At 48.3% G+C, this 20,168-nt stretch carries 23 protein-coding genes; 15 read left to right on the forward strand and 8 right to left on the reverse strand.

Features of this window, described 5'->3' with window-relative positions; translation table 11 throughout:
- Positions 1 to 27: 27 nt before the first annotated feature.
- From HQN60_RS03320 to HQN60_RS03335, 4 genes are all read left to right on the forward strand, one after another.
- On the forward strand, positions 28 to 627 hold the full coding sequence (locus HQN60_RS03320) for a peptidylprolyl isomerase (RefSeq protein WP_173532340.1): 600 nt from the start codon (positions 28 to 30) through the stop codon (positions 625 to 627).
- 26 nt (positions 628 to 653) lie between these two features.
- A complete protein-coding gene (locus HQN60_RS03325) occupies positions 654 to 1,157 on the forward strand; it encodes a peptidylprolyl isomerase (protein ID WP_173532341.1) in 504 nt (167 codons plus the stop codon).
- Between the two features lie 80 nt (positions 1,158 to 1,237).
- Positions 1,238 to 1,963 carry a UDP-2,3-diacylglucosamine diphosphatase gene (locus HQN60_RS03330; protein WP_173532342.1) on the forward strand — a complete coding sequence of 242 codons (726 nt, stop codon included), beginning with the start codon at positions 1,238 to 1,240 and terminating at the stop codon, positions 1,961 to 1,963.
- A gap of 155 nt (positions 1,964 to 2,118) precedes the next feature.
- Positions 2,119 to 3,111: an extracellular solute-binding protein gene (locus tag HQN60_RS03335; protein ID WP_254456671.1), complete on the forward strand. Its 993-nt coding sequence runs from the start codon at positions 2,119 to 2,121 to the stop codon at positions 3,109 to 3,111.
- 231 nt (positions 3,112 to 3,342) lie between these two features.
- On the opposite strand, the gene HQN60_RS03340 is transcribed toward HQN60_RS03335, so the two are convergent.
- From HQN60_RS03340 to dnaQ, 5 genes are all read right to left on the reverse strand, one after another.
- Positions 3,343 to 3,897 carry a hypothetical protein gene (locus tag HQN60_RS03340; RefSeq protein WP_173532344.1) on the reverse strand — a complete coding sequence of 185 codons (555 nt, stop codon included), beginning with the start codon at positions 3,895 to 3,897 and terminating at the stop codon, positions 3,343 to 3,345.
- Between the two features lie 173 nt (positions 3,898 to 4,070).
- Positions 4,071 to 4,556, reverse strand: a complete 486-nt coding sequence (gene ispF, locus HQN60_RS03345; protein WP_173532345.1) for a 2-C-methyl-D-erythritol 2,4-cyclodiphosphate synthase — start codon at positions 4,554 to 4,556, stop codon at positions 4,071 to 4,073.
- A gap of 68 nt (positions 4,557 to 4,624) precedes the next feature.
- On the reverse strand, positions 4,625 to 5,389 hold the full coding sequence (gene ispD, locus HQN60_RS03350) for a 2-C-methyl-D-erythritol 4-phosphate cytidylyltransferase (protein ID WP_173532346.1): 765 nt from the start codon (positions 5,387 to 5,389) through the stop codon (positions 4,625 to 4,627).
- A complete protein-coding gene (locus HQN60_RS03355; RefSeq protein WP_173532347.1) occupies positions 5,386 to 6,294 on the reverse strand; it encodes a hypothetical protein in 909 nt (302 codons plus the stop codon). The genes ispD and HQN60_RS03355 overlap by 4 nt, the downstream gene beginning before the upstream one ends.
- A gap of 8 nt (positions 6,295 to 6,302) precedes the next feature.
- Positions 6,303 to 7,049: a DNA polymerase III subunit epsilon gene (gene dnaQ, locus HQN60_RS03360; RefSeq protein WP_173532348.1), complete on the reverse strand. Its 747-nt coding sequence runs from the start codon at positions 7,047 to 7,049 to the stop codon at positions 6,303 to 6,305.
- A 404-nt stretch (positions 7,050 to 7,453) separates the two neighbouring features.
- Here dnaQ and HQN60_RS03365 point away from each other — a divergent pair, with 404 nt between their 5' ends.
- On the forward strand, positions 7,454 to 8,254 hold the full coding sequence (locus tag HQN60_RS03365; protein ID WP_173532349.1) for a DODA-type extradiol aromatic ring-opening family dioxygenase: 801 nt from the start codon (positions 7,454 to 7,456) through the stop codon (positions 8,252 to 8,254).
- On the opposite strand, the gene rnhA is transcribed toward HQN60_RS03365, so the two are convergent.
- Entirely contained in the window at positions 8,251 to 8,679 is a 429-nt protein-coding gene (rnhA, locus tag HQN60_RS03370; RefSeq protein WP_173532350.1) for a ribonuclease HI, read from the reverse strand. The two genes, HQN60_RS03365 and rnhA, sit on opposite strands and share 4 nt — an antisense overlap.
- Positions 8,680 to 8,706: 27 nt before the next feature.
- Here rnhA and HQN60_RS03375 point away from each other — a divergent pair, with 27 nt between their 5' ends.
- On the forward strand, positions 8,707 to 9,000 hold the full coding sequence (locus tag HQN60_RS03375; RefSeq protein ID WP_173532351.1) for a hypothetical protein: 294 nt from the start codon (positions 8,707 to 8,709) through the stop codon (positions 8,998 to 9,000).
- A 90-nt stretch (positions 9,001 to 9,090) separates the two neighbouring features.
- Here HQN60_RS03375 and HQN60_RS03380 read toward each other — a convergent pair whose 3' ends face one another.
- Complete coding sequence (locus tag HQN60_RS03380; RefSeq protein WP_173532352.1) at positions 9,091 to 9,825, reverse strand: class I SAM-dependent methyltransferase; 735 nt, start codon at positions 9,823 to 9,825, stop codon at positions 9,091 to 9,093.
- A gap of 33 nt (positions 9,826 to 9,858) precedes the next feature.
- On the opposite strand from HQN60_RS03380, the gene gloB reads away from it, so the two are divergent.
- From gloB to HQN60_RS03425, 9 genes are all read left to right on the forward strand, one after another.
- The gene (gene gloB, locus HQN60_RS03385) at positions 9,859 to 10,608 is read left to right on the forward strand and encodes a hydroxyacylglutathione hydrolase (RefSeq protein WP_173532353.1); all 750 of its coding nucleotides are present in this window, start codon (positions 9,859 to 9,861) and stop codon (positions 10,606 to 10,608) included.
- An 83-nt stretch (positions 10,609 to 10,691) separates the two neighbouring features.
- Positions 10,692 to 12,263 (forward strand): LysM peptidoglycan-binding domain-containing protein, encoded by a 1,572-nt coding sequence (locus tag HQN60_RS03390; protein ID WP_173532354.1) that lies wholly within the window; start codon positions 10,692 to 10,694, stop codon positions 12,261 to 12,263.
- A 138-nt stretch (positions 12,264 to 12,401) separates the two neighbouring features.
- On the forward strand, positions 12,402 to 12,803 hold the full coding sequence (locus HQN60_RS03395; RefSeq protein WP_173532355.1) for a hypothetical protein: 402 nt from the start codon (positions 12,402 to 12,404) through the stop codon (positions 12,801 to 12,803).
- A 130-nt stretch (positions 12,804 to 12,933) separates the two neighbouring features.
- On the forward strand, positions 12,934 to 13,722 hold the full coding sequence (locus HQN60_RS03400; RefSeq protein WP_173532356.1) for a HesA/MoeB/ThiF family protein: 789 nt from the start codon (positions 12,934 to 12,936) through the stop codon (positions 13,720 to 13,722).
- The gene (locus HQN60_RS03405; protein WP_173532357.1) at positions 13,719 to 14,732 is read left to right on the forward strand and encodes a substrate-binding domain-containing protein; all 1,014 of its coding nucleotides are present in this window, start codon (positions 13,719 to 13,721) and stop codon (positions 14,730 to 14,732) included. Before HQN60_RS03400 ends, HQN60_RS03405 begins: the two co-directional genes overlap by 4 nt.
- Positions 14,733 to 14,968: 236 nt before the next feature.
- Positions 14,969 to 15,484 (forward strand): gluconokinase, encoded by a 516-nt coding sequence (gene gntK, locus HQN60_RS03410; RefSeq protein WP_173532358.1) that lies wholly within the window; start codon positions 14,969 to 14,971, stop codon positions 15,482 to 15,484.
- Between the two features lie 6 nt (positions 15,485 to 15,490).
- Positions 15,491 to 16,834: a gluconate transporter gene (gntU, locus tag HQN60_RS03415; protein WP_173532359.1), complete on the forward strand. Its 1,344-nt coding sequence runs from the start codon at positions 15,491 to 15,493 to the stop codon at positions 16,832 to 16,834.
- A 182-nt stretch (positions 16,835 to 17,016) separates the two neighbouring features.
- Positions 17,017 to 17,490 carry a putative pterin-binding protein gene (locus HQN60_RS03420; RefSeq protein ID WP_173532360.1) on the forward strand — a complete coding sequence of 158 codons (474 nt, stop codon included), beginning with the start codon at positions 17,017 to 17,019 and terminating at the stop codon, positions 17,488 to 17,490.
- Positions 17,491 to 17,493: 3 nt separating this feature from the next.
- Positions 17,494 to 19,626 (forward strand): ATP-binding protein, encoded by a 2,133-nt coding sequence (locus HQN60_RS03425; RefSeq protein WP_173532361.1) that lies wholly within the window; start codon positions 17,494 to 17,496, stop codon positions 19,624 to 19,626.
- Here HQN60_RS03425 and HQN60_RS03430 read toward each other — a convergent pair.
- Positions 19,616 to 20,116, reverse strand: a complete 501-nt coding sequence (locus HQN60_RS03430) for a GNAT family N-acetyltransferase (RefSeq protein ID WP_308419422.1) — start codon at positions 20,114 to 20,116, stop codon at positions 19,616 to 19,618. The genes HQN60_RS03425 and HQN60_RS03430 overlap by 11 nt on opposite strands.
- Between the last annotated feature and the right edge of the window lie 52 nt (positions 20,117 to 20,168).

Raw genomic sequence — 20,168 nt, forward strand, 5'->3', positions numbered from 1 at the left:
TTTTACCTCCAATTTGCAGGAATTTTCATGAAACGCTTCGTTATCGCTGCCGCTTTAGCACTTTCAAGCTTGACCGCCATCGCCGCCAATCCGCAAGTCGAGCTCAACACCAGCAAAGGTAAAATCATCGTTGAACTCTACCCAGAACAAGCACCAATCTCTGTGGCTAATTTTTTGCAATATGTCAAAAGCAAACATTATGACGGCACGATTTTTCACCGTGTAGTGCCCGGATTTGTGGTGCAAGGTGGTGGTTACGATGCAAAACAAGAACAAAAACCAACTAAAGCATCGATTCAAAACGAAGCCAAAATCACAAAAGAAAAAGGGCTAAAAAATGACCGCGGTATGCTGGCGATGGCCAGAACCGGTCAGCCGCATTCGGCAACAAGCCAGTTTTATATCAACCTAAAAAACAATGACGCTTTAAACTACCCTTCATTTGATGGCTGGGGTTACGCGGTATTTGGTAAAGTATTAAGTGGCATGGAAGTGGCAGATCAAATGGCAAAAGTGAATTTACTGCCTGGTGATACCCCTGCCGAACCGATCATCTTAATTAGCGCCAAAGAATTAGCCGCCAAAACCGAAAAAGCCAGCGCTAGCAAAAGCAGCACGACAAAGTAATTTATATTTTTTCAAGGACAAAACAGATGACTAAAGTAAAACTCACGACCAGCATGGGCGACATTGTTTTAGAACTAAACGAAGAAAAAGCGCCGATTACGGTAGCTAACTTTATTCAATACGCTACTTCTGGTCATTACGATGGTACGATTTTCCATCGCGTCATCGATGGCTTTATGGTGCAAGGCGGTGGCTTTGAACCTGGTATGAAAGAAAAAAAAGACAAGCACCCAACCATTCAAAATGAAGCTGACAATGGTTTAAAAAACGATATTTACACCGTCGCAATGGCCCGCACGCCAGAACCGCATTCAGCCTCTTCACAGTTTTTCATCAATGCTGCTGACAATGACTTCTTAAATCATCGCAATAAAACAGCCCAAGGCTGGGGCTATGCCGTATTTGGCACCGTGATTGAAGGGCAAGACATCGTCGACAAAATCGAAAAAGTAAAAACCGGCAGCAATGGTTTCCACCAAGATGTGCCAAAAACCGATGTGGTCATTTTGAGTGCCGAAGTACTTGCCTAATTACTTTGACTCACGATCGATTTAATTTTAAGCGCAGCAAGCCTGCGCTTTTTTTATGATCAACCTGCAAAGCCTTTCGAATGACTCAAGCCACATACTTTATCTCTGACCTGCATTTATCCCCTAGCGACGTGCCAACAGTGCAAGCGTATCAACAATTTATGCGCCACGTTGTCGCGAGCAAAGCTGAATATTTATATATTTTGGGGGATTTATTTGAATACTGGTTAGGTGATGATCAGCTCGACGAGCCATTTTACGCTGAGCAAGTGGCCGAAATCGCTGCTGTAGCACAATCTGGCGTCAAAGTTTTTTTTATGGCCGGTAATCGCGATTTACTCGTTGGTCGACGATTTGCAAAAAGTGGTCAACTCACGGTATTACCAGACCCGAGCTTGATACATTTACAAGGGCAAGCGATTTTATTGGGCCACGGCGACCGTTATTGCACTGATGATATCGCCTACCAGCGCTATCGCCGGCTGACACATAATCCAATTGTGCAATGGATTTGGCTGCATTTACCAAAAAAAATCCGCGATAAACAAATTGCCAACTTACGATTAAAATCACAACAATCCAATAAAAATAAAAACCGTATGATTATGGATGTCAATCTTGCCGCGATTGAAACCGAATTACAGCATAGTCCTGCACGGTTGCTCATTCATGGACACACCCACAGGCCAGCACAACACCAGCATCAACACGGAATTCGCTGGGTTATTCCTGATTGGAAAAAGGGGCATGGTGGCTATCTATTAAGCCAAGATGGTCAAATCAGCCTACATAGCTATCCTGTTTAACTCAGTGAAATAAATCATCACCATAGCGACAAGCATTTGTTTTTATGACAAAACCCACTACTATTGGGGCTTATCAACTTACTTAATGCGCTATAAAAATGAAGTTTACTCGTAAAATACGACTAGATTTTCTGACGCTTGCATTGCTATCTTCAATGGCAAGCGCCGAAAACACTTTGCGTATTTTGACTTGGCATGGCTATGCAGATCCCGACTGGGTTGCTGCATTTGAGCAGAAATACCATAGCAAAGTTGAGCTGACTTATATTTCAAGTGACGATGAGTTATGGGAAAAAATCAATCGTAAACAAGCCAATACTTATGATGTTTTTGCCGTGAATACTGCAGAATTACAGCGCTATATTGACCATAATCTCGTCACCCCGATTAAACAAAATCAAATTCCTAACACCAAAAATCAACTACCTCGTTTTCGTAAAACTGAGCAAATATTAGGTTTAAATCGCAATGGTCATTTATACGCCATCCCATTTACTTATTCAGAAATGGGGCTCATTTATGATAAAAAGCAATTCAAAACACCCCCTACGTCAATGGATAACCTATGGCAAACCCAATACCGTGGAAAAATCGTTCTCTACGACGGCAGCAATCACAATTTCAGCCTAACCGCACTCACATTGCATGCCAATAACCCATTTAAACTCTCTACTAATGAGATGAAACAAACCGTCGATAAATTACTCCAGTTACGCCCGCAAAATCCTATTTTTTACACCACCCCAGAACAAGGCACTCAAGCTTTTATTAACAATAAAGCTGCGTTAATGTTTGCCAATTATGGTCAGCAACAAATTAAATTATTACAAAATGCGGGCGCCGATATTGGCTATATTATTCCGCAAGAAGGCGTACTGGCATGGTTAAATTGTTGGGCAATCAGCAATACCAGCAAAAATCGCAAGCTCGCCGAAAATTGGATTAATTACACTTTAGAAAAAACAGTGAGTCACTCTTTAAGTCAGCGGCACGGTTTATCTAACACCTTAATTGGTGGTAATTTAAAAGATAGTGATAAAATTTTATGGCTAGAACCATCGGAAAACTTTGCCTTGCGCAGTCAATATTGGGATCGAATTCGCGCCGGCAAAGCGCGGCAAGACGCTCAACGACAATTAACTAAATAACTCCTTATCATCCAGAGCACTCGCAAATTTGGTCCATCTTCATACGTAAAAACTTCAGCCCTATTGATTCGCTGCGATGTATTCACAAGCCAGAATAAAAAAGCCCACCATATAGGTGGGCTCGGCAGTAAAGGGTGAATTTAAATATTAAGAGCTCGTTTGATCGTAAAGCATCAAAAACCTTACGAGACTTTGCTAGTAAAAAACAATAGCAAACGTTTAAATTACCGCTTAGTTCGCAAATGCCATCATTGAGGCGCGTGTCACCACTAACAACTGATCACCCGCTGCTGCTTGTGTTAGCCATTCTTTGTTTGCAACCGGTACGGTAATGATCTTGCCAGCAAAATCTTTAACGCGCAGCGTACCAGCGGCAACATTCACGCCCACAATATCATTGTAAACGGTATGCGTTAATGTCATGCCTGCGCCATCGACAGATAAATCCTGTGTTTTGGTATCAATCACTTTACGAATGCCGGCAGTGCCTTTTTGCAAGACAAAAGCCATCGTTTCGGCGCCCGTCACTGTTGCCGTGTCATTCGGTTTTAAGGTATTCAGACGCGTGACCTTGGGATTAATATTCGCAAACTCGAGCATTTGCCCGCTTGGCATTTGAAGCACAACGCTGCGCGTTGCTAAATCGACAGATACCACCCGTGCCTCATCAATCTTACGTTCAGAAGTCGCCACTAGTAATTCATCTTGCCCAGTTGCGGCAATCGACGCCGTTCCGACCAATAAACCAGCAGTTAACAAGATAGAAGCAAGTAATTTAGTGCGCATAATTGATACCCCTAGATTTATTTATTCAAACGATAAGCATAAAGCAAATTATCACCCATCGAGGCTAACACGCAGTGTCAGCAAAAAATCAGTCTAGCGCGAAATTGACAGGCTAGAAATAAATAATTTGCCTAATCAATATAATTGAAAAACCAGCAGAATCCAGCACTAACTCACCTTAGCGACAGCAGGGCAACCGCCTGAGCTTCAACCGCAGCGCCCTCTCCCACGGGGCCGAGCTTTTCATAGGTCTTGGCTTTCACGTTGACCAACGCCACATCAATTTGCAAATCTTCGGCAATATTCACTCGCATTGCGGGGATATGCGGGGCCATTTTGGGCTGCTGAATTAAGATCGATGCATCAATATTCGCCACTTGCCAACCTGCTTGCGCCACTCGCCGCACCGCTTCGCGCAATAAAACGCGGCTATCTGCGCCTTTAAATTCGGTGGCCGTATCTGGAAAATGCCGACCAATATCACCCAAACCCGCCGCCCCCAAAATCGCATCGGTAATCGCATGCAACAAAGCATCGGCATCGGAATGCCCAAGCAGGCCTTTTTCAAACGGGATATGTACGCCGCCCAAAATTAAAGGGCGATCAGCCACCATACGATGAACATCCCAGCCTTGGCCGATGCGAAAAGGTAAAGTCATGTTGAATTCTCCAGCGAAACGCTTGCCAACAAGCGCCATACAATAAGGTTTACATTACAACGACAAGATCAACGGTTAGCCTGTAACAGCAACCCCGCCAACTGCAAATCCTGCGGATAAGTCACCTTCAGGTTCCATGGGCTACCCATGATGAGTTTGGGTGAATGGCCGAGGCGTTCGAGCGCGCTGGCTTCGTCGGTGATCTCTGCTACGTGTTCGGGTAGCGCGTCTTGTAGCGCGGCGAGCAATGGGCCACGGCGGAACATTTGCGGCGTTTGTGCTTGCCAAAGTCCAGCACGCGGCGTGGTGTGAGCGATGCGTGGCTCGGCAGAATGATTGACGGCGACCTTGAGGGTATCGGCCACCGGAACAGCTAAAATACCGCCGACAGCGTCATACTCCAACTGAACAATCATAGCCTCCACTTGTTGGCTGGTGATACAAGGACGGGCGGCGTCATGCACCAGCACCCAAATATCGTCAGACGTCGCAAAACCCTGTGCGTGTTGGCCGGCTTGAGGATTGTCAACAGGTGAAGTGGCAAGTGCCGTCAGACCATTCATCACGGATTCAGCGCGGCTAACACCCCCTACTCGCAGCACCAGCAAGCGGGCCAACGACTCGCCCAGTAAAGCGGCCCAATCGTAGCTTTCCCACCATTCATCTGCTGGCGAAATCACCACCACCACTTGGGCGATGCTCGCAGCGCCCAGCAAGGCGCGCAGCGTATGCGCGATCAACGGTTGCCCAAGTAAATCTAAATATTGTTTCGGCGTCGCAGACGCCATACGGCTGCCGCTTCCCGCGGCAGGAACTAAGGCGATGGCAGTCATTCTGTGGCCTCGTTCTCGTCGTCTTCTTGTGCATCGAGCGCGTTATACACTTCGGCGATCTCGACTTCAGGGTGCGCGGTTTGCCAAGCGTCGAGCACGTCAGCTAATGCTTGATCATTGAGCGCCGCCACGCCAAATTGTCGTTCAGGCAGCCAAGCGACTGTAGCTGCGCTCGCCGCATCGTGTGCGTACTGCGTCCCTTCGCCACCCGCTTGGCCCTGCATTGACATAAGCTTCGACCAATCCTCCAGCGCCATATCGCTGTCTAGAACCAGCTCACCAAGGGTATTAGCCGCTAGCTCACTAGGTACAGTGGCTTCGATCACATACGTCGAGTAATTTGCGCGTTGCCAAAATTCTAACCAATCAAATACGGGCACTGGATTGCCATTGAGTTCATGCGTGCCGCGCGGTGCGCCGTCAATCAGCACAATATCTTGGTAACGCACGCCGCAATCGGGCAAAGGGACACTGATAATCTGCGCGCGCGCTGGATCAAGACGATTGGCCCACAGCACCTCAACCTGATCGCCCTGCGTAATTCGCACCGGAATCAAGCCCAATTTTAAATCGGGCGCAGCATGCTCCACCGCATCCAATGGCAGCGTAATGCCAAAGAATACCCACGCTTTGGCCGCCGTTTCCCAATCAGCAATCGCGGTTGCCGCGATGCCCATATTCCACCACGCGGCGGCGTCTTCGGGATTGAGCTCGGTTGCGCGGCGGTTGTAGCGCAGAGATTCAGCCCAGCGGCTTTGATATTTATACAGCAGCGCCAAATCGAAATGAGTCACCGCGTCTTGTTCGTCAATCGCCAGCGCCGCCAAAAAATGCTGCTCGGCCAGCGCTTCGTCGTGCTCTTCCCACGCCACATGCGCGGCGGTTTTAAGTTCAGTGCTATTCATGCAAACGCTCATTGTGGATTGCCCTCGGTATTGGGCAACGCTGCGAGCGGCTCAAGTTCGCGCCACACGCAGCTGCCCTTGACGGCTTTATCTAGCGCATCGAGATACTTTTGATGTAATGCCAGTTCTTCACTGCTGGCTTGCGTCACGATCAGCGGCAAGCTATTGCTGCGGCGCGCTAAATTACTGGCGTTTTCTTCTGCGGTTGGCGCGTAGTCGATCAATAGACTATCTTGGCCGCGCGTCATCGCCATATACACTTCGGCAAGCAATTCGCAGTCAATCAGCGCGCCGTGTAATGTTCGACCAGAACGATCGACGTCATAACGATCACACAGCGCATCCAGGCTATTGCGTTTGCCAGGCCACAGATCTTTGGCCATTTTCAGCGTGTCGGTCACGCTAGCGACGTAGTCTTCTAGCTTGCCACGGCCTAACTTGCCCAGCTCCATATTCAAATAGCCAACGTCAAATGGCGCGTTATGGATAATGATTTCGGCGTCTGTTACAAATTCCAGAAAGTCATCGACGATTTGCCCAAACTTGGCTTTGTCAGACAAAAATTGCGTGGTTAAACCATGGACATTCAAAGCGCCCTCTTCAGAGTCGCGGCCCGGATTGATGTAGCGATGAAAATGGCGCTCGGCTTTGGATAATTTACGATCAATCATTTCAACCGCAGCGATTTCCAAAATTCGGTTACCGTCTTCAACCCGCAGACCTGTCGTCTCGGTATCGAGGAAAATTTGACGCATGATGATTCCCAACAAAACAATGGCGCTATTGTAACTGATGTTGATCACTGGCAAAAAACCGTCCACCGCGTGAAAAACCACGCACTCTGCCTTTATGTCGACAACATCAAAACCTTTTTAACGCAGAGACGCCAAGGCGCAGAGAACACCAATTTAGGTCTCAAACCATCACCAACACGCTGATTTAAACTGCAATTGGCTGATGTTTTGTTCTAAGCCTCGGCGTTGGCTTTTTGATATTGAAGGCTCAAGTGAACCGCAGGTACTTGGCTTCGCTTTTTCTCACCAATTCGTTCAAATCATTTCGCCGCGGCGCCTGCGGCAAACTCGTATGATTGGAAACGCGCCAACCGCACGCTAGCGCGAATGCCAACACGGCCAATATCAATACATTCAGGAAGACCATGCCCCGCTCTCTCTTTATTAGCCACGGCGCGCCATCGTTAGCGATTGAGCCCAGCCTTGCCCACGATTTTTTAATTTCGCTGGGCCAAAGCTGGCCTCGCCCTAAGGCCATCGTGCTGATTTCAGCGCACAATATTCAAGCGCAATTCACCGTCGGTAGCGCCCAGCAATGGCAAGAAGTGCATGATTTTAGTGGGTTTTCATCCGAGCTATATCAATTGCAATATCGCCCGCAAGGGGATCCGGGATTGGCCGAACGCCTGGCTTTACAACTGGCCAACGACGGGCACGCGATGGCCATCAGCGAACATCCGGCGATTGATCATGGCGCTTGGGTACCGTTAATGCTGATGTATCCCAAGGCTGATATCCCTTTGGTGACGATTTCATTGGCAGCATCAATGGACAGCGCCGCGCATTTAGCGCTTGGCCAATCACTGGCAAAATATTTACCTGATGAGGTGTTGCTGATTGGCTCAGGCAGCATTACGCACAATCTCAATGATGCTTTTAGTCGGATGAGAACTGGGCAAACTGAGTATCAAATTGAGCCGTATGCGGCGCAATTCATTGCTGCAACTTACTCGGCGCTCAATACCCAGCCTTTATTGGATTGGGTTAATTGGCAACAAAACTTGCCGCATGCACGGCAAGCCCACCCCACGATTGAACATTTTTTACCGCTACTGATTGCGCGCGCCGCCGCTGGCGATCAGGTCGACGTGCAGGCGCTGCATCAAAGTATGTCGCTGGGGGTGTTGGGGATGGATGTGATTGGCTTTACGTCAAGCGCGCGTTAAGTGAGTGATTCAACGCCACGATTGGCCAATTGATCGGCGCGCTCATTGCCCGGATTACCGGCATGGCCTTTCACCCAACGCCAAGCAACAGTATGCCGTGCCACTTGCGCGTCGAGCTGCTTCCACAAGTCTTCATTTTTAACCGCTTGTTTAGCGGCGGTTTTCCAGCCGTTTTTTTTCCAGCCATGAATCCAAGTTTCAATGCCATTTTTAACGTATTGTGAATCGGTATGAATAGTGACTTCACAGGTTCGGGTTAACGCCGCTAAAGCGCTAATCACCGCCAGTAATTCCATTCGGTTATTGGTGGTATGGGCTTCACCACCGAATAATTCTTTTTCATGCTCGCCAAAGCGCAAAAAAGCGCCCCAGCCGCCAGGACCGGGATTGCCTTTACAAGCGCCGTCGGTATAGATTTCTACCATGATGTTGTTCACTTTTGGAGTGCCGCAATGCGTGTTTCTGCACTGGTTTTAAGTTGTATATTGCCGCTCAGTTTAACCGCAGTTCCGCTGTATGCCGTGACTTTTTGTCCATGGAAAATTCCCAGCGACAGCAAAACCGAACGTTTAATCAATCTCACCGTGGTGCAATTTATTGATGTAAATGATGAAGAAGTCAAAATCGCTTTTGGCGGCGGCAATCTGGGCAGCGGCCATGATATTCGTTTAGCGACTAAAAATCGCGATGAAGGCAATAAATTGATTAAATCAATGCAAGATGCGGCAAAACAATGTGATAAATAAAACTGCAACCCATATTACAAGGGTATATACCTGTCGATCTTTAAATTGAAAAGCTACAAGCACATACCTTTAGCAATAATCTGATTTACTTTATTTACAACGATCTTTACGCGCTTGCTGGCGGAGTTTTTCGATGGCCATTGCCGAGCCCGCAGTGGCGGTGGCCGAGCGCCATTGCGGCTCAATCAAATGCATGCCACGAATCCGCTTTACCGCGGCAACACAATACACGCCACCACCAGCGGGCCATAAGCGATCACCCGCTTGATCGAGAAAACGGCTTTTTTCTAACCAGCCGGGGCGTTGTACCGGTGGCCGATAGCATAAATGCTCGTCTTGCAACGTTTGAAAATCCAGCACACTTAACCAATCTTTTAATTTGGGTAGCGCCACAAAATTGCCTTTCCACGGGATTTCTGAATTGGGCTTTAAACGGCGTAAACCCCACAAACTCCATGGATTAAAGCCGGTAATCAGTAAACGCCCTTCTGGGCGCAAGGCGCGCTGACATTCGCGCAGCACCGCATGCGGGTCCTGACAAAAATCCAGCACATGCGGTAAAGCGATCAAATCCAAGCTTTGCTCATCAAATGGCAACGCTTGTACCGAGCATTTCAACTGCGTGCCAGCTGCTTCACCGGCTTGCAAACGCCAAGGCATACGATTGCTGCGTAAACAATCAATTTGTGGCAATTCAAGCTGCACCGCTTTGTAGCCAAAAATATCCACCACCGAGCGCTCAAACCAAGCCAACTCGCTCATGGCCACATAGCGCCCTAGCGGAGTTGCTAGCCAAGTAGCAAAATGATCAAACTCAGCATTCATTTTTGATGGCTCACAGGATTTAAATAAATAAACATGCTTAAACTACATTGCCTACCGATTCTGGATGACAACTACATCTGGCTCATCGAGCATCAACACCAAGTCATTGCCGTTGATCCTGGTCTTGCCGCCCCATTAAAAAATTGGCTGGCAGCCCATCAAGCGCAATTAGCCGGCATTCTCGTTACGCACCATCACCACGATCATACTGGCGGCTTAACTGCATTCGCTGCCAGCACGCTGCCCATTTACGGCCCCGCAGGCATCCTTGGGGTGAATCATCCTTGCCATGATGGCGATACCTTAACTTTATTGGGAGAGACATTTCAAGTTATCGCCACGCCGGGGCATACTTTGGATCATTTAGCCTATTTTGGTGCTGGTTTCTTGTTTTGTGGCGATACTTTATTTGCTGCTGGCTGTGGTCGACTGTTTGAAGGTCAACCGGTGCAACTATTTAATAGTTTACAACGACTAGCCCAGCTCCCTTTGCAAACGCAGGTTTGCTGTACTCACGAGTACACGCTCAGCAATCTACGCTTTGCGCTGCATGTGCAACCCAATAACAGCGCGTTAATAGAACGTCAGGCCATAGAAAGCGAAAAACGTTCCCGGCAACAAGCCACTTTACCCAGCACGATTGCACTTGAATTGGCGACCAATCCTTATCTACGCTGCACAGATGCTGAGTTATTTGAACACGTCAAAGCGCATCAGCCAGAGATAACCACGCCATTAGATTGCTTTACCGCATTGCGCCGCTGGAAAGATTCTTTCCGTTAATCAACTTTCAGGCGCTAACTCGTTGACACAGCAGGAAAGCCGCCATTAGTATCGGCAGATTCATTTACTTTGGGGCTCAGCTTATGCTGCGACTACCTGCGCTCATTTTAAGCGCTTTTTTAGCCACACCGCTGCTTGCAGCTGATCCCAATACTCGCTTTGATTATGCACTCACCCAGCCTACGGCGCCCATTAGCGCCGATACCCAACGCGTGATGCAGGCTTTATTTAGTAATAAGGTCATTATTCCAGCAGAAGCCGATATTTGGGAGCGCGTGCGTAAAGGCTTTGCTATCCCCGATATTGACAGCCCCTTAGTCAGTAAATGGGAAAACTACTACGCCAGCCGACCTGATTATCTCAATCGCATTATCAGTCGCAGCACCCCGTATTTATACTTTGTGGTCGAAGAAGTCGAAAAGCGCGGCATGCCGATGGAAATGGCGCTCTTGCCGATGATCGAATCGGCATACAATCCTAAAGCACTGTCTTCGGCGCAAGCTGCTGGCATGTGGCAATTTATTCCTGCCACGGGCAAGCGTTTTGGTCTGGAGCGCACTTGGTGGTACGACGGCCGTCGTGATGTGGTCGCGGCAACTGGCGCGGCTTTGTCTTATTTACAAGAAATTCACGGCCTATTTGATGATTGGCAACTGGCACTCGCATCGTATAACTGGGGCGAAAATGCCGTTCGCCGCGCAGTCGATCGCAATCAAGCCGCGGGCCTTAGCGCTAGCTATATCGACTTAAGAATGCCTGACGAAACCCGTAACTACGTGCCGAAATTACTCGCCATCCGCAATATTATTGCCGACCCGGCGGCCTATGGCGTTGAACTTAAGCCGATGGCCAATCAAGCCTATTTCACCACTTTGCAGCCGGGCAAACATATGGATGTATCCATTGCCGCGCAATTGGCCGAAATTAGCGTGGATGAATTACTGCGCCTCAATCCTGGTTTTATCCGCCCGGTGATTGCCCACAAAGATGACCGACAATTAGTTTTGCCAATTGCCAACAAAGCGATTTTTGAGCGCAACTTAGCGCAATACACCGAGCCATTACTTAATTGGCAGCCTTATGTCACCAAAACGGGGGAACGCTTTGAAGATTTAGCCAGCACCTTTGGCATTGCAGCGGCTGAATTACGCGATATGAATGACATTGCCAGCAAAGAAAACATTGCGCGTGGCCAAACGATTTTAGTGCCTCGCCTTGCTGGGCTAGATATCTCTGAGCGACAAACATTAGCGGCGCTACATAAAAATCGTGAGTCAGACGCCATCGATACTGGCGCCAATGACAAACCCAAAGCGCAACCGGTGTTAGCTAAAAACAGCAAAACCACCGAACATAAAGTCGCCAAAGGCGATACTTTATTTAATATTGCCAACCGCTATGGCTTGAGTCTGGCGCAATTAAAATCGCTCAATGGACAAAAAACCAACCATATTGCAATCGGCGATACCTTGCTGGTGCAACGCCCGCAAAATTCGCTGGCGAGCAAATCGCCCAGCAAATACGTTGCTCAGCGCGGCGATACTTATAGCTCAATTGCGCGTAAATTTGACGTTGAGCTAGCGGATCTCAAAAAATGGAATCGGCAAAATTTAGTTCCCGGCATGAAAGTCGTACTCTCGCAAGCCGGCCGCTAAGCCACAAAGCAACAACAGAACAAAAAACACCTTCTGCGATTGATCCAGAAGGTGTTTTTTTTGCGCATAAAATCAGTGCAATTACGCCAAGAAAGGCTTAATCTATTTGGGAGATATCTCTTATTAAGAGGCTAGATCATGCCTAAGCAACTCGAAGTGCAACGCACGCAACACGACATTGTTTTTAATCCCACCGCAGTCGATCAAGCCGTCGCTGCGGCGCGCTTTTTGGCACACCTCAATGGCATTCAAGCGCAAGCCTACCCCGCAGAACACAAAATCACCATTAGTTACTCACTGTGCGAATATGCTTTGCTGGATATTGAGCAGCAACTACAAAATGCTGGATTTGAGCTCGACACGCACTTTTGGCAAAAAATCAAACGCGAATTTGTGCATTACAGCGAAACCGTTCAACGCGATAATCTCGCCATGCCAGAACACAATTTAAAATCGCCACAAATTTATATCCATGTTTGGGAAAAACACCCGCATGGAGATCATGACGATACGCCGGAAGAGCTGCGGCGTTACCTTTAAATACTCGCGCACTCCCATTTGTCCACGCTGACAACAAGCTGAAGCCACGCCGCACAAACTAATACCGCAATAATCCCGAAGCGATCGCTACGCGCTATAATCGGCGCTTACTCCTCAATCCTCTGTTGCCATGACTTTTTGCCCGACTCGTAGTGCCCAGATCGATCTCGACGACAATGCCCTACTGCGCTATAGCCGCCATATTTTGCTCGACGAAATCGGTATTGAAGGACAAACCGCGCTCAGCCAAGCGCATGTCTTAGTCATTGGCGCCGGTGGTTTAGGCTCGCCCGTTACGCTGTATTTGGCCAGCGCCGGCATTGGCACACTCACCATTGTCGACGACGATCAAATCGATTTAAGCAATTTACAACGGCAAATCGTCCATACCGAAGATCGTGTCGGCCAAAATAAAGCCCTCTCGGCCAAACAAACCTTAGAAGCCCTCAATAGCCAAATTCGCATTATTGCGCTCAACGAGCGCGCCAGTAGCGAGCGCTTGCTGGAATTAGTCGCCGCTGCGGATATTGTCGTGGATTGTTGTGATAATTTTGCCACCCGCCATGCGATTAATCGCGCCTGTGTTGCCAGCAAAACCCCATTAGTATCGGGTGCCGCAGTACGCTTTGATGGGCAATTGACGGTATTTGATGCTCGAATCGACGGCGCGCCGTGTTATCACTGCTTGTTTGGCGAAGAAGGCGAAGCCAATGATGGCCCTTGCGCCACTTTTGGCGTCTTTGCGCCACTAGTGGGGATTATCGGGGCGGCACAAGCTGCCGAGACGCTTAAAGTCTTAATGGGGCTGGGTGAAACCTTGATTGGCCGCTTGCAACTGTATGACGCTCGTACCGCTCGCTGGCGCGAAATGAAATACAAGCAAGATCCGATCTGCCCAGTGTGCGGTACTCAAGCATGAACGACAAGCCACGCCGCCCTTCCTTGCAAGACGTTGCCGATTTAGTCAACACCTCCAAAATGACCATTAGCCGCTACTTGCGCTCCCCTGAGCAAGTAGCCCCACTGACGGCTGCGCGAATCGCGCAAGCCATGCAAACACTCGGTTATATTCCGAGCCGCGTTCCAGCGATGCTGTCGAACTCGCGCAGCCGCGCGATTGGCGTGCTATTGCCCTCAATGTCCAATCAGGTATTTTCTGCCGTTGCCCATGGCATTGAACAAGTCAGCACCCCAGCGGGCTACCACACTTTGTACGGCCATTATGGTTATGAGCCCGAGCGAGAAGAACAACAAATCGAGCAATTACTGTCATTTCATATTGATGGTTTAATTTTATCGGAATCCAATCACACCACCCGCACCCGCAAAATGCTAGAAGTGGCTGCGATTCCGGTGGTGGAAATCATGGATTTACCGGCTCAACCCATAGATTTGGCCGTTGGCCTTGATCACGTTGCCGCCGCCAAAGCCATGATCGAAGCGATGCTGGCGCACGGCTATCGGCGTATTGTGTATTTAGCCGCACGTATGGATACCCGCACTCAGCAACGCAATGACGGTTACTGCCAAGCCATGGCCGCACAACAATTGCCAATGCACACCATCCAAACCAGTGAATCATCGAGCTTTACTTTAGGCGCCAGCTTAATTCGCCAAGCTTTACTCGAAGTGCCCGATCTAGATGGCGTTTTTTGTACCAATGATGACATCGCCGCCGGTGCATTATTGGAATTACAAAGTATTGGCCGCCGCATCCCAGACGACATTGGCATTGCTGGCGTTAACCATTTGGATATTGGCTTGGCACTCAAGCCCCAGCTCGCGAGCATTATTACGCCCCGCGAAGCCATTGGCCGACATGCCGCCGAACGACTCATTGGCAGCATCAATGGCCAGCAATATCCTGAACGGACCTTGAACCTAGGTTTTGATCTTTTTTTGGGCGGCAGCATCTTAAAACGCGTTTAATCCGCGCCCTACTCCAGATACCCTCCTGATGTATTTAGCTGTAAGCCTTTAGCTTACTAACACCGATACACATACATTGCGTAGTAAATATTCACTCGACTACGTAAGTGTAATCCCTAGGTCAAAACAGCCCTTAAAGCCACGTCAACACTTGAGCGAAGATAAAAATAAAGGCAAGATGTTACCGAAAACATGTTACCAGTAACATCTTCAAATATTTCGATTGGAGTCGAAAAATGACAAGTACAAAAGTTTACGTTTTGATGGGGGTATCAGGCTGTGGTAAATCAGCTGTCGCCAATCAACTCGCAAAAGATCTTAATGCCGCGTTTTTAGACGGTGATTTTTTGCACCCACGCGCCAATATTGAAAAAATGTCGTCTGGCCAACCACTCAACGACGATGATCGTGCGCCTTGGTTGGGTGCAGTTAATGATGCGGCATTTGCAATGCAACGCACTAACCCAGTGTCGTTGATTGTTTGCTCGGCACTCAAAAAGTCTTACCGTGATCGTTTGCGCCAAGGTAATCCGAATCTCTCTTTCATCTTTTTAAAAGGTGATTACGAATTGATCGAACAACGCTTGATTGCGCGCCAAGGTCATTTCCAAAAGAGCGGCATGTTAGCGTCACAATTTGCCACATTAGAAGCACCAACCGCCGACGAAAGCGATGTGATCATCATTGATATCGCGCCGCCACTCGAAAGCGTGATTGCTGCAGCTCATCAAGCGATCTTGGCACAGGAGTAATCGAGCATGGATACGTTTACACTCATATTTACCTCACTCGGTTCAGTGCTGCTGTTGCTGTTCTTAGTAATGAAAGCACGGATGCACGCCTTTGTTGCCTTGATGATTGTGTCAATTGGCGCAGGTATTTTCTCTGGCATGCCAGTAGATAAAATCGCCGATACCATGCAAAAAGGGATGGGCGGCACGCTCGGCTTCTTGGCGATTGTGGTCGCTTTGGGCGCGATGTTCGGCAAAATCTTGCACGAAACCGGCGCTTTGGACCAAATCGCCGTTAAATTACTCGACAAGTTTGGCCATAGCCGTGCCAACTATGCACTGGGTATTGCCGGTTTGATTTGTACTTTGCCGCTGTTTTTTGACGTGGCGATTGTATTGTTGATTGGTGTGGTGTTTGCTGTTGCTCGCCGTACCGGCGGTAATGTGGTTCGTTTGGCGATTCCACTGTTTGCTGGTGTTGCGGGTTCTGCAGCCTTCTTATTGCCAGGCCCAACTGCCATGCTGTTGGCTTCGCAAATGAAAGCCGATTTTGGCTGGATGATTTTGCTCGGCTTGGCCGCTGCGATTCCAGGCATGCTGCTTGCCGGTCCTGTTTTTGGTAACTTTATTAGCAAGCACGTGCATTTGCCATTGCCTGCTGATGTCAGTGAACCGAGCTTGGGCAAAAACCAAATGCCATCGTTTGGCTTTAGTTTGGCACTGATTTTGTTCCCACTATTGTTGGTGGGTCTGAAAACCATCGTTGCGCGCTTTATTGATACCAGCGGTACTTTGCATCAATGGCTGCAATTGATTGGTCACCCATTTACTGCCATTTTATTGGCTTGTTTACTGGCGACCTACGGCTTAGCGTTACGTCGTGGCATGAGCAAAGAAAAAGTCATGGAAGTTTGCAGTGCTGCCTTGCAACCCGCCGGTATCATTTTGCTGGTGACCGGTGCCGGTGGTGTGTTTAAACAAGTCTTGGTTGATTCTGGTGTGGGCCCTGCTTTGGGTGATGCATTGATTGGCGCAGGTTTGCCAATTGCGATTGCTTGCTTTGTACTCGCTGCTGCAGTGCGTGTGATTCAAGGCTCGGCAACTGTTGCTTGTTTAACCACCGTTGGTTTGGTGTTACCAGTGATTGAAGCGTCGCAATTGGCCTATTCAGGTGCCCAATTGGCTGCCTTGTCGATCTGTATTGCAGGTGGTTCTATTGTGTTGAGCCATGTGAATGATTCAGGCTTCTGGCTATACGGTAAATTTACGGGTGCCAATGAAATGCAAACACTGAAAACTTGGTCAGTGATGGAAACCATCTTGGGTACTACCGGTGCCGTTGTTGGTATGGTTGCATTCTCAATGATGTAAAGCGGCGACTCATCTCGCTCATTCATGCCCAACAAAGCGCAAGTGTTTTGTTGGGCATGCTGCTATCTAACGCTGAAAAACTGCACCGATTATCATAAAACGACGCTTTGTTAACGGCAAAAAACCACATCTACCGAGTATTCAAGTTACAATTTGCGAAAATCAAATCAACGAGATGCTCAATGCGCTGGATCGTGTTTTTTAGCCTTTTCTTTTGCAGTACATTAGCGCTAGCTCAGACTGTCAACTCAAACATTATTCTGACCGTTACCGGAAAATCAACCCATTCAGAAGTGCAACTCACTGAACAGATGATTGCGAAGTTGCCACAGCAAATCATGACCATGCCAACTGCGTGGTACCCGACCGAGCAAACCTTTGAAGGCCCTTTGCTCAGAGACGTTTTAAAATTGGCAGGCATTCAATCGGGCAATATCAAATTGCGATCACTCAATGAGTACACGATCAGCATCCCCGTGAGCGATGCGCTGCAATACGATGTGATTATCGCCAGAAAGCGCAATGGGCAACTAATGACAGTCCGTGATAAAGGGCCATTGTTTGTTATTTATCCATTTCATCAACATGAAAATCTGCGTCGAACTGAATATTATCGGCGCTGTAGTTGGCAATTACGCAGCATTGCTGCCGAGTAATCAATGACCCGATTTCGTCTTATATTAAGTTTAATTTGTCTGGTCTTACTGGCTAATTTTAGTTTGATGGTGCACTTCGAATTAAAACAAAAGCAAGAGCTCAGCCGCACCAATCAACTCGGTCTGGACAATCAACTTTGGCAATTTTTTCAACTTAATAATGAATACCAGCGCCTACGCGAAGCGGTTGAACACGGCAGTGCCGCGCAGCTGGACAACGTCAAGATGCGCTTTGATATTTACTACAGCCGCATCGATAGCATCGCCAAAAATGAGGTTGAAGACTCGGCATTTTTTAAAAATACCCCCTTGCAACATCGCTACATCGATCCGCTAAAAACCTATATTGATCGCGCCGCCAACCTACTTGAACAACAGCCGATCAGTCGTGCCGCGTGGAAAGAGTTTCAGGCCCAAACCCTAGCGCAACAAGAAGCGGTGAACAATCTCATTCAAGAGGCACGCACGCAAGACGCGTTGGCCATGGAAAAATATCAGCAAAATATTGCGCATTGGAGTGAGCTACGCATCATATTGGCAGTGATTCAAGTTTTACTACTGATTATTAGTGCCTCATTAGGGCTGTATGCGCTATGGCGCTCAGAGCACAGCCGTAAACAACTGGCCGAAACGGCGCAATCTTTACAAGAAGCGCGCCAACAAGCCGATGTGGCCAATGCCGCCAAAAGCCAATTCTTAGCGCATATTAGCCATGAAATTCGCACCCCTCTGACCTCGATTCTTGGCTATACCGACCGCCTTTCCCGCAAAAAAAATATCGCCCCAGAGGATTTAAAAGAAATCGGCTACATCGCCAATAGTGGCGCGCATTTATTGAGCCTATTAAATAATGTGCTGGATTTTTCCAAATCGGAGCAAAACAAACTCAGTTTGTTAAATGAATCGCTCAATTTAAAACAGCTCAAACAAGAGCTAGAAACCATGTTTGCAATGATGGCCAGAGCCAAATCAATTCAATTTAATATCAGTTTGGCCGCTGATTTACCCAGCAATGTGAATATCGACGCGGGAAAATTCCGGCAAATTTTAATTAATTTAATTGGTAATGCCCTCAAATTTACTGATTCTGGATCCATCAACGTTCATTTTTATGGGCAAAAATTAGCGCATGACTATCAACTCAATGCCGCGGTAAAAGACACTGGCTGCGGCATTAAGCTGGCCGATCAAGCGCGTATTTTTTTACCTTTTGAGCAAAGTGAATCTGGGCAACTTGCCGGAGGAACGGGGCTGGGCTTAGCACTCAGCCGCGATTTTGCCAACTTAATGCAAGGCAATATTCGCTTTACCAGTCGCGTAGGCCAAGGCAGTGAGTTTATTGTTAGCGTAAAAACACAAATTATCGCCGCGCTGTTAGCCCCTACCCCTGAAGCGCCCCCAGTCAAGCTCACGCTCGACGCCGAATCGCTAAATCAGCGCCTCATCTTAGTGGTTGAAGACCAAGCGGTTAACCGTGAAATGATCTGTGAAATCTTGCATGACTTTGGCGCTCAAACACTAGAAGCGGCCAACGGCAAAGAAGGCTTACAGCAAGTCGCACTGCATCCAGACATTGACGACATTATTATGGATTACCAAATGCCAGAAATGAACGGCATGACCGCCGCCCGCTGCTTACGCGAGCAAGGCTGGCTCAAGCCGATTTATCTCGTTTCGGCCAGCCCATTGAGTGAATTACAACTCGCGCCAGACTTTGCTGCTTTTAGTGGTCATCTCAGAAAACCATTTAAAATCGACGACATTATTCAATTACTCAATCGTCAATACATTGACGAGCAAAGCCAACCCGATAACTTATCGCTACTCGATGCACGCACCGCAATGCAGCGCCTTGGCTTTTCGCCTGTACGGTTTTGGAGTCTATGTAATAAAGGTTTATTGCGGCTCAAAGCACTTGAAAGTGAATACCAAATGGCGATCGAGCAACACGCTAAACACGACGCAATACGGCATGCACACAGTGCCAAGGGGATTGCCCAGCAAATTGGCGCTAATTTACTCGGGCATTATTGGGCGCAATTGGAAATCGAGCCCGACTCACATTCCATCCAAACGCTAATTGAATTACGTCGTCGCACTCAGCAAGCGGCGCAAGAGCAAGCCACTAAGGTTTAATTTTTAAACCTAAAATCAGCAAATCTCGCGCAATGCCATCGAGCTCGGCGACCTCTGGCAAATGTCCCCAAAGCTTAAAACCCTGAGTTTCAAATAAGCGGATACTCGGGGTATTGTGCCCAAAGATAAATCCAAGCAAGGTATGTAGACCAATACCCGCCGAATGTGCAATCGCCGCCTGCAATAGAAACCGCCCTAAGCCTTGCCCGCGGGCTGAGGTGGCTAAATAAATACTCACCTCCGCCGTGCCGTGGTAGGCAGGACGCCCATAAAAGCTAGAGAACGACAGCCACGCGATAATTTGCCCCGCTTGCTCAACCACCCACAGCGGGCGATCCGCTTGTTGATGCGCAGCAAACCACGCTTGCCGACTCGCCACGGTGACCGGCTCGGTATCGGCAGTGACTTGCCGCGAGGCAATGGTTGAATTATAGATGGCGACAATCTGTGCCAAATCATCCATCACCGCTAAGCGATAATCCCAGATCAAAATAATGCTCCTACAAAAACGCTGCCGTGCGGTGCGATCCGCGCGACAAAAC

The organism is Deefgea piscis (genome assembly GCF_013284055.1).
Classification (GTDB): Bacteria; Pseudomonadota; Gammaproteobacteria; order Burkholderiales; family Chitinibacteraceae; genus Deefgea; species Deefgea piscis.

Bases quoted from the DNA above. Each gene is read 5' to 3' on its own strand.
- ispD (WP_173532346.1), bottom strand. From the start codon at position 5,389: ATGACTGCCATCGCCTTAGTTCCTGCCGCGGGAAGCGGCAGCCGTATG.
- dnaQ (WP_173532348.1), bottom strand. From the start codon at position 7,049: ATGCGTCAAATTTTCCTCGATACCGAGACGACAGGTCTGCGGGTTGAA.
- HQN60_RS03320 (WP_173532340.1), top strand. From the start codon at position 28: ATGAAACGCTTCGTTATCGCTGCCGCTTTAGCACTTTCAAGCTTGACC.
- HQN60_RS03425 (WP_173532361.1), top strand. From the start codon at position 17,494: ATGACCCGATTTCGTCTTATATTAAGTTTAATTTGTCTGGTCTTACTG.
- HQN60_RS03335 (WP_254456671.1), top strand. From the start codon at position 2,119: ATGGCAAGCGCCGAAAACACTTTGCGTATTTTGACTTGGCATGGCTAT.
- HQN60_RS03390 (WP_173532354.1), top strand. From the start codon at position 10,692: ATGCTGCGACTACCTGCGCTCATTTTAAGCGCTTTTTTAGCCACACCG.
- gloB (WP_173532353.1), top strand. From the start codon at position 9,859: ATGCTTAAACTACATTGCCTACCGATTCTGGATGACAACTACATCTGG.
- HQN60_RS03400 (WP_173532356.1), top strand. From the start codon at position 12,934: ATGACTTTTTGCCCGACTCGTAGTGCCCAGATCGATCTCGACGACAAT.
- gntU (WP_173532359.1), top strand. From the start codon at position 15,491: ATGGATACGTTTACACTCATATTTACCTCACTCGGTTCAGTGCTGCTG.
- HQN60_RS03380 (WP_173532352.1), bottom strand. From the start codon at position 9,825: ATGAATGCTGAGTTTGATCATTTTGCTACTTGGCTAGCAACTCCGCTA.
- HQN60_RS03365 (WP_173532349.1), top strand. From the start codon at position 7,454: ATGCCCCGCTCTCTCTTTATTAGCCACGGCGCGCCATCGTTAGCGATT.
- ispF (WP_173532345.1), bottom strand. From the start codon at position 4,556: ATGACTTTACCTTTTCGCATCGGCCAAGGCTGGGATGTTCATCGTATG.
- HQN60_RS03355 (WP_173532347.1), bottom strand. From the start codon at position 6,294: ATGAATAGCACTGAACTTAAAACCGCCGCGCATGTGGCGTGGGAAGAG.
- gntK (WP_173532358.1), top strand. From the start codon at position 14,969: ATGACAAGTACAAAAGTTTACGTTTTGATGGGGGTATCAGGCTGTGGT.
- HQN60_RS03420 (WP_173532360.1), top strand. From the start codon at position 17,017: ATGCGCTGGATCGTGTTTTTTAGCCTTTTCTTTTGCAGTACATTAGCG.
- HQN60_RS03330 (WP_173532342.1), top strand. From the start codon at position 1,238: ATGACTCAAGCCACATACTTTATCTCTGACCTGCATTTATCCCCTAGC.
- HQN60_RS03325 (WP_173532341.1), top strand. From the start codon at position 654: ATGACTAAAGTAAAACTCACGACCAGCATGGGCGACATTGTTTTAGAA.
- HQN60_RS03340 (WP_173532344.1), bottom strand. From the start codon at position 3,897: ATGCGCACTAAATTACTTGCTTCTATCTTGTTAACTGCTGGTTTATTG.
- HQN60_RS03375 (WP_173532351.1), top strand. From the start codon at position 8,707: ATGCGTGTTTCTGCACTGGTTTTAAGTTGTATATTGCCGCTCAGTTTA.
- rnhA (WP_173532350.1), bottom strand. From the start codon at position 8,679: ATGGTAGAAATCTATACCGACGGCGCTTGTAAAGGCAATCCCGGTCCT.
- HQN60_RS03405 (WP_173532357.1), top strand. From the start codon at position 13,719: ATGAACGACAAGCCACGCCGCCCTTCCTTGCAAGACGTTGCCGATTTA.
- HQN60_RS03395 (WP_173532355.1), top strand. From the start codon at position 12,402: ATGCCTAAGCAACTCGAAGTGCAACGCACGCAACACGACATTGTTTTT.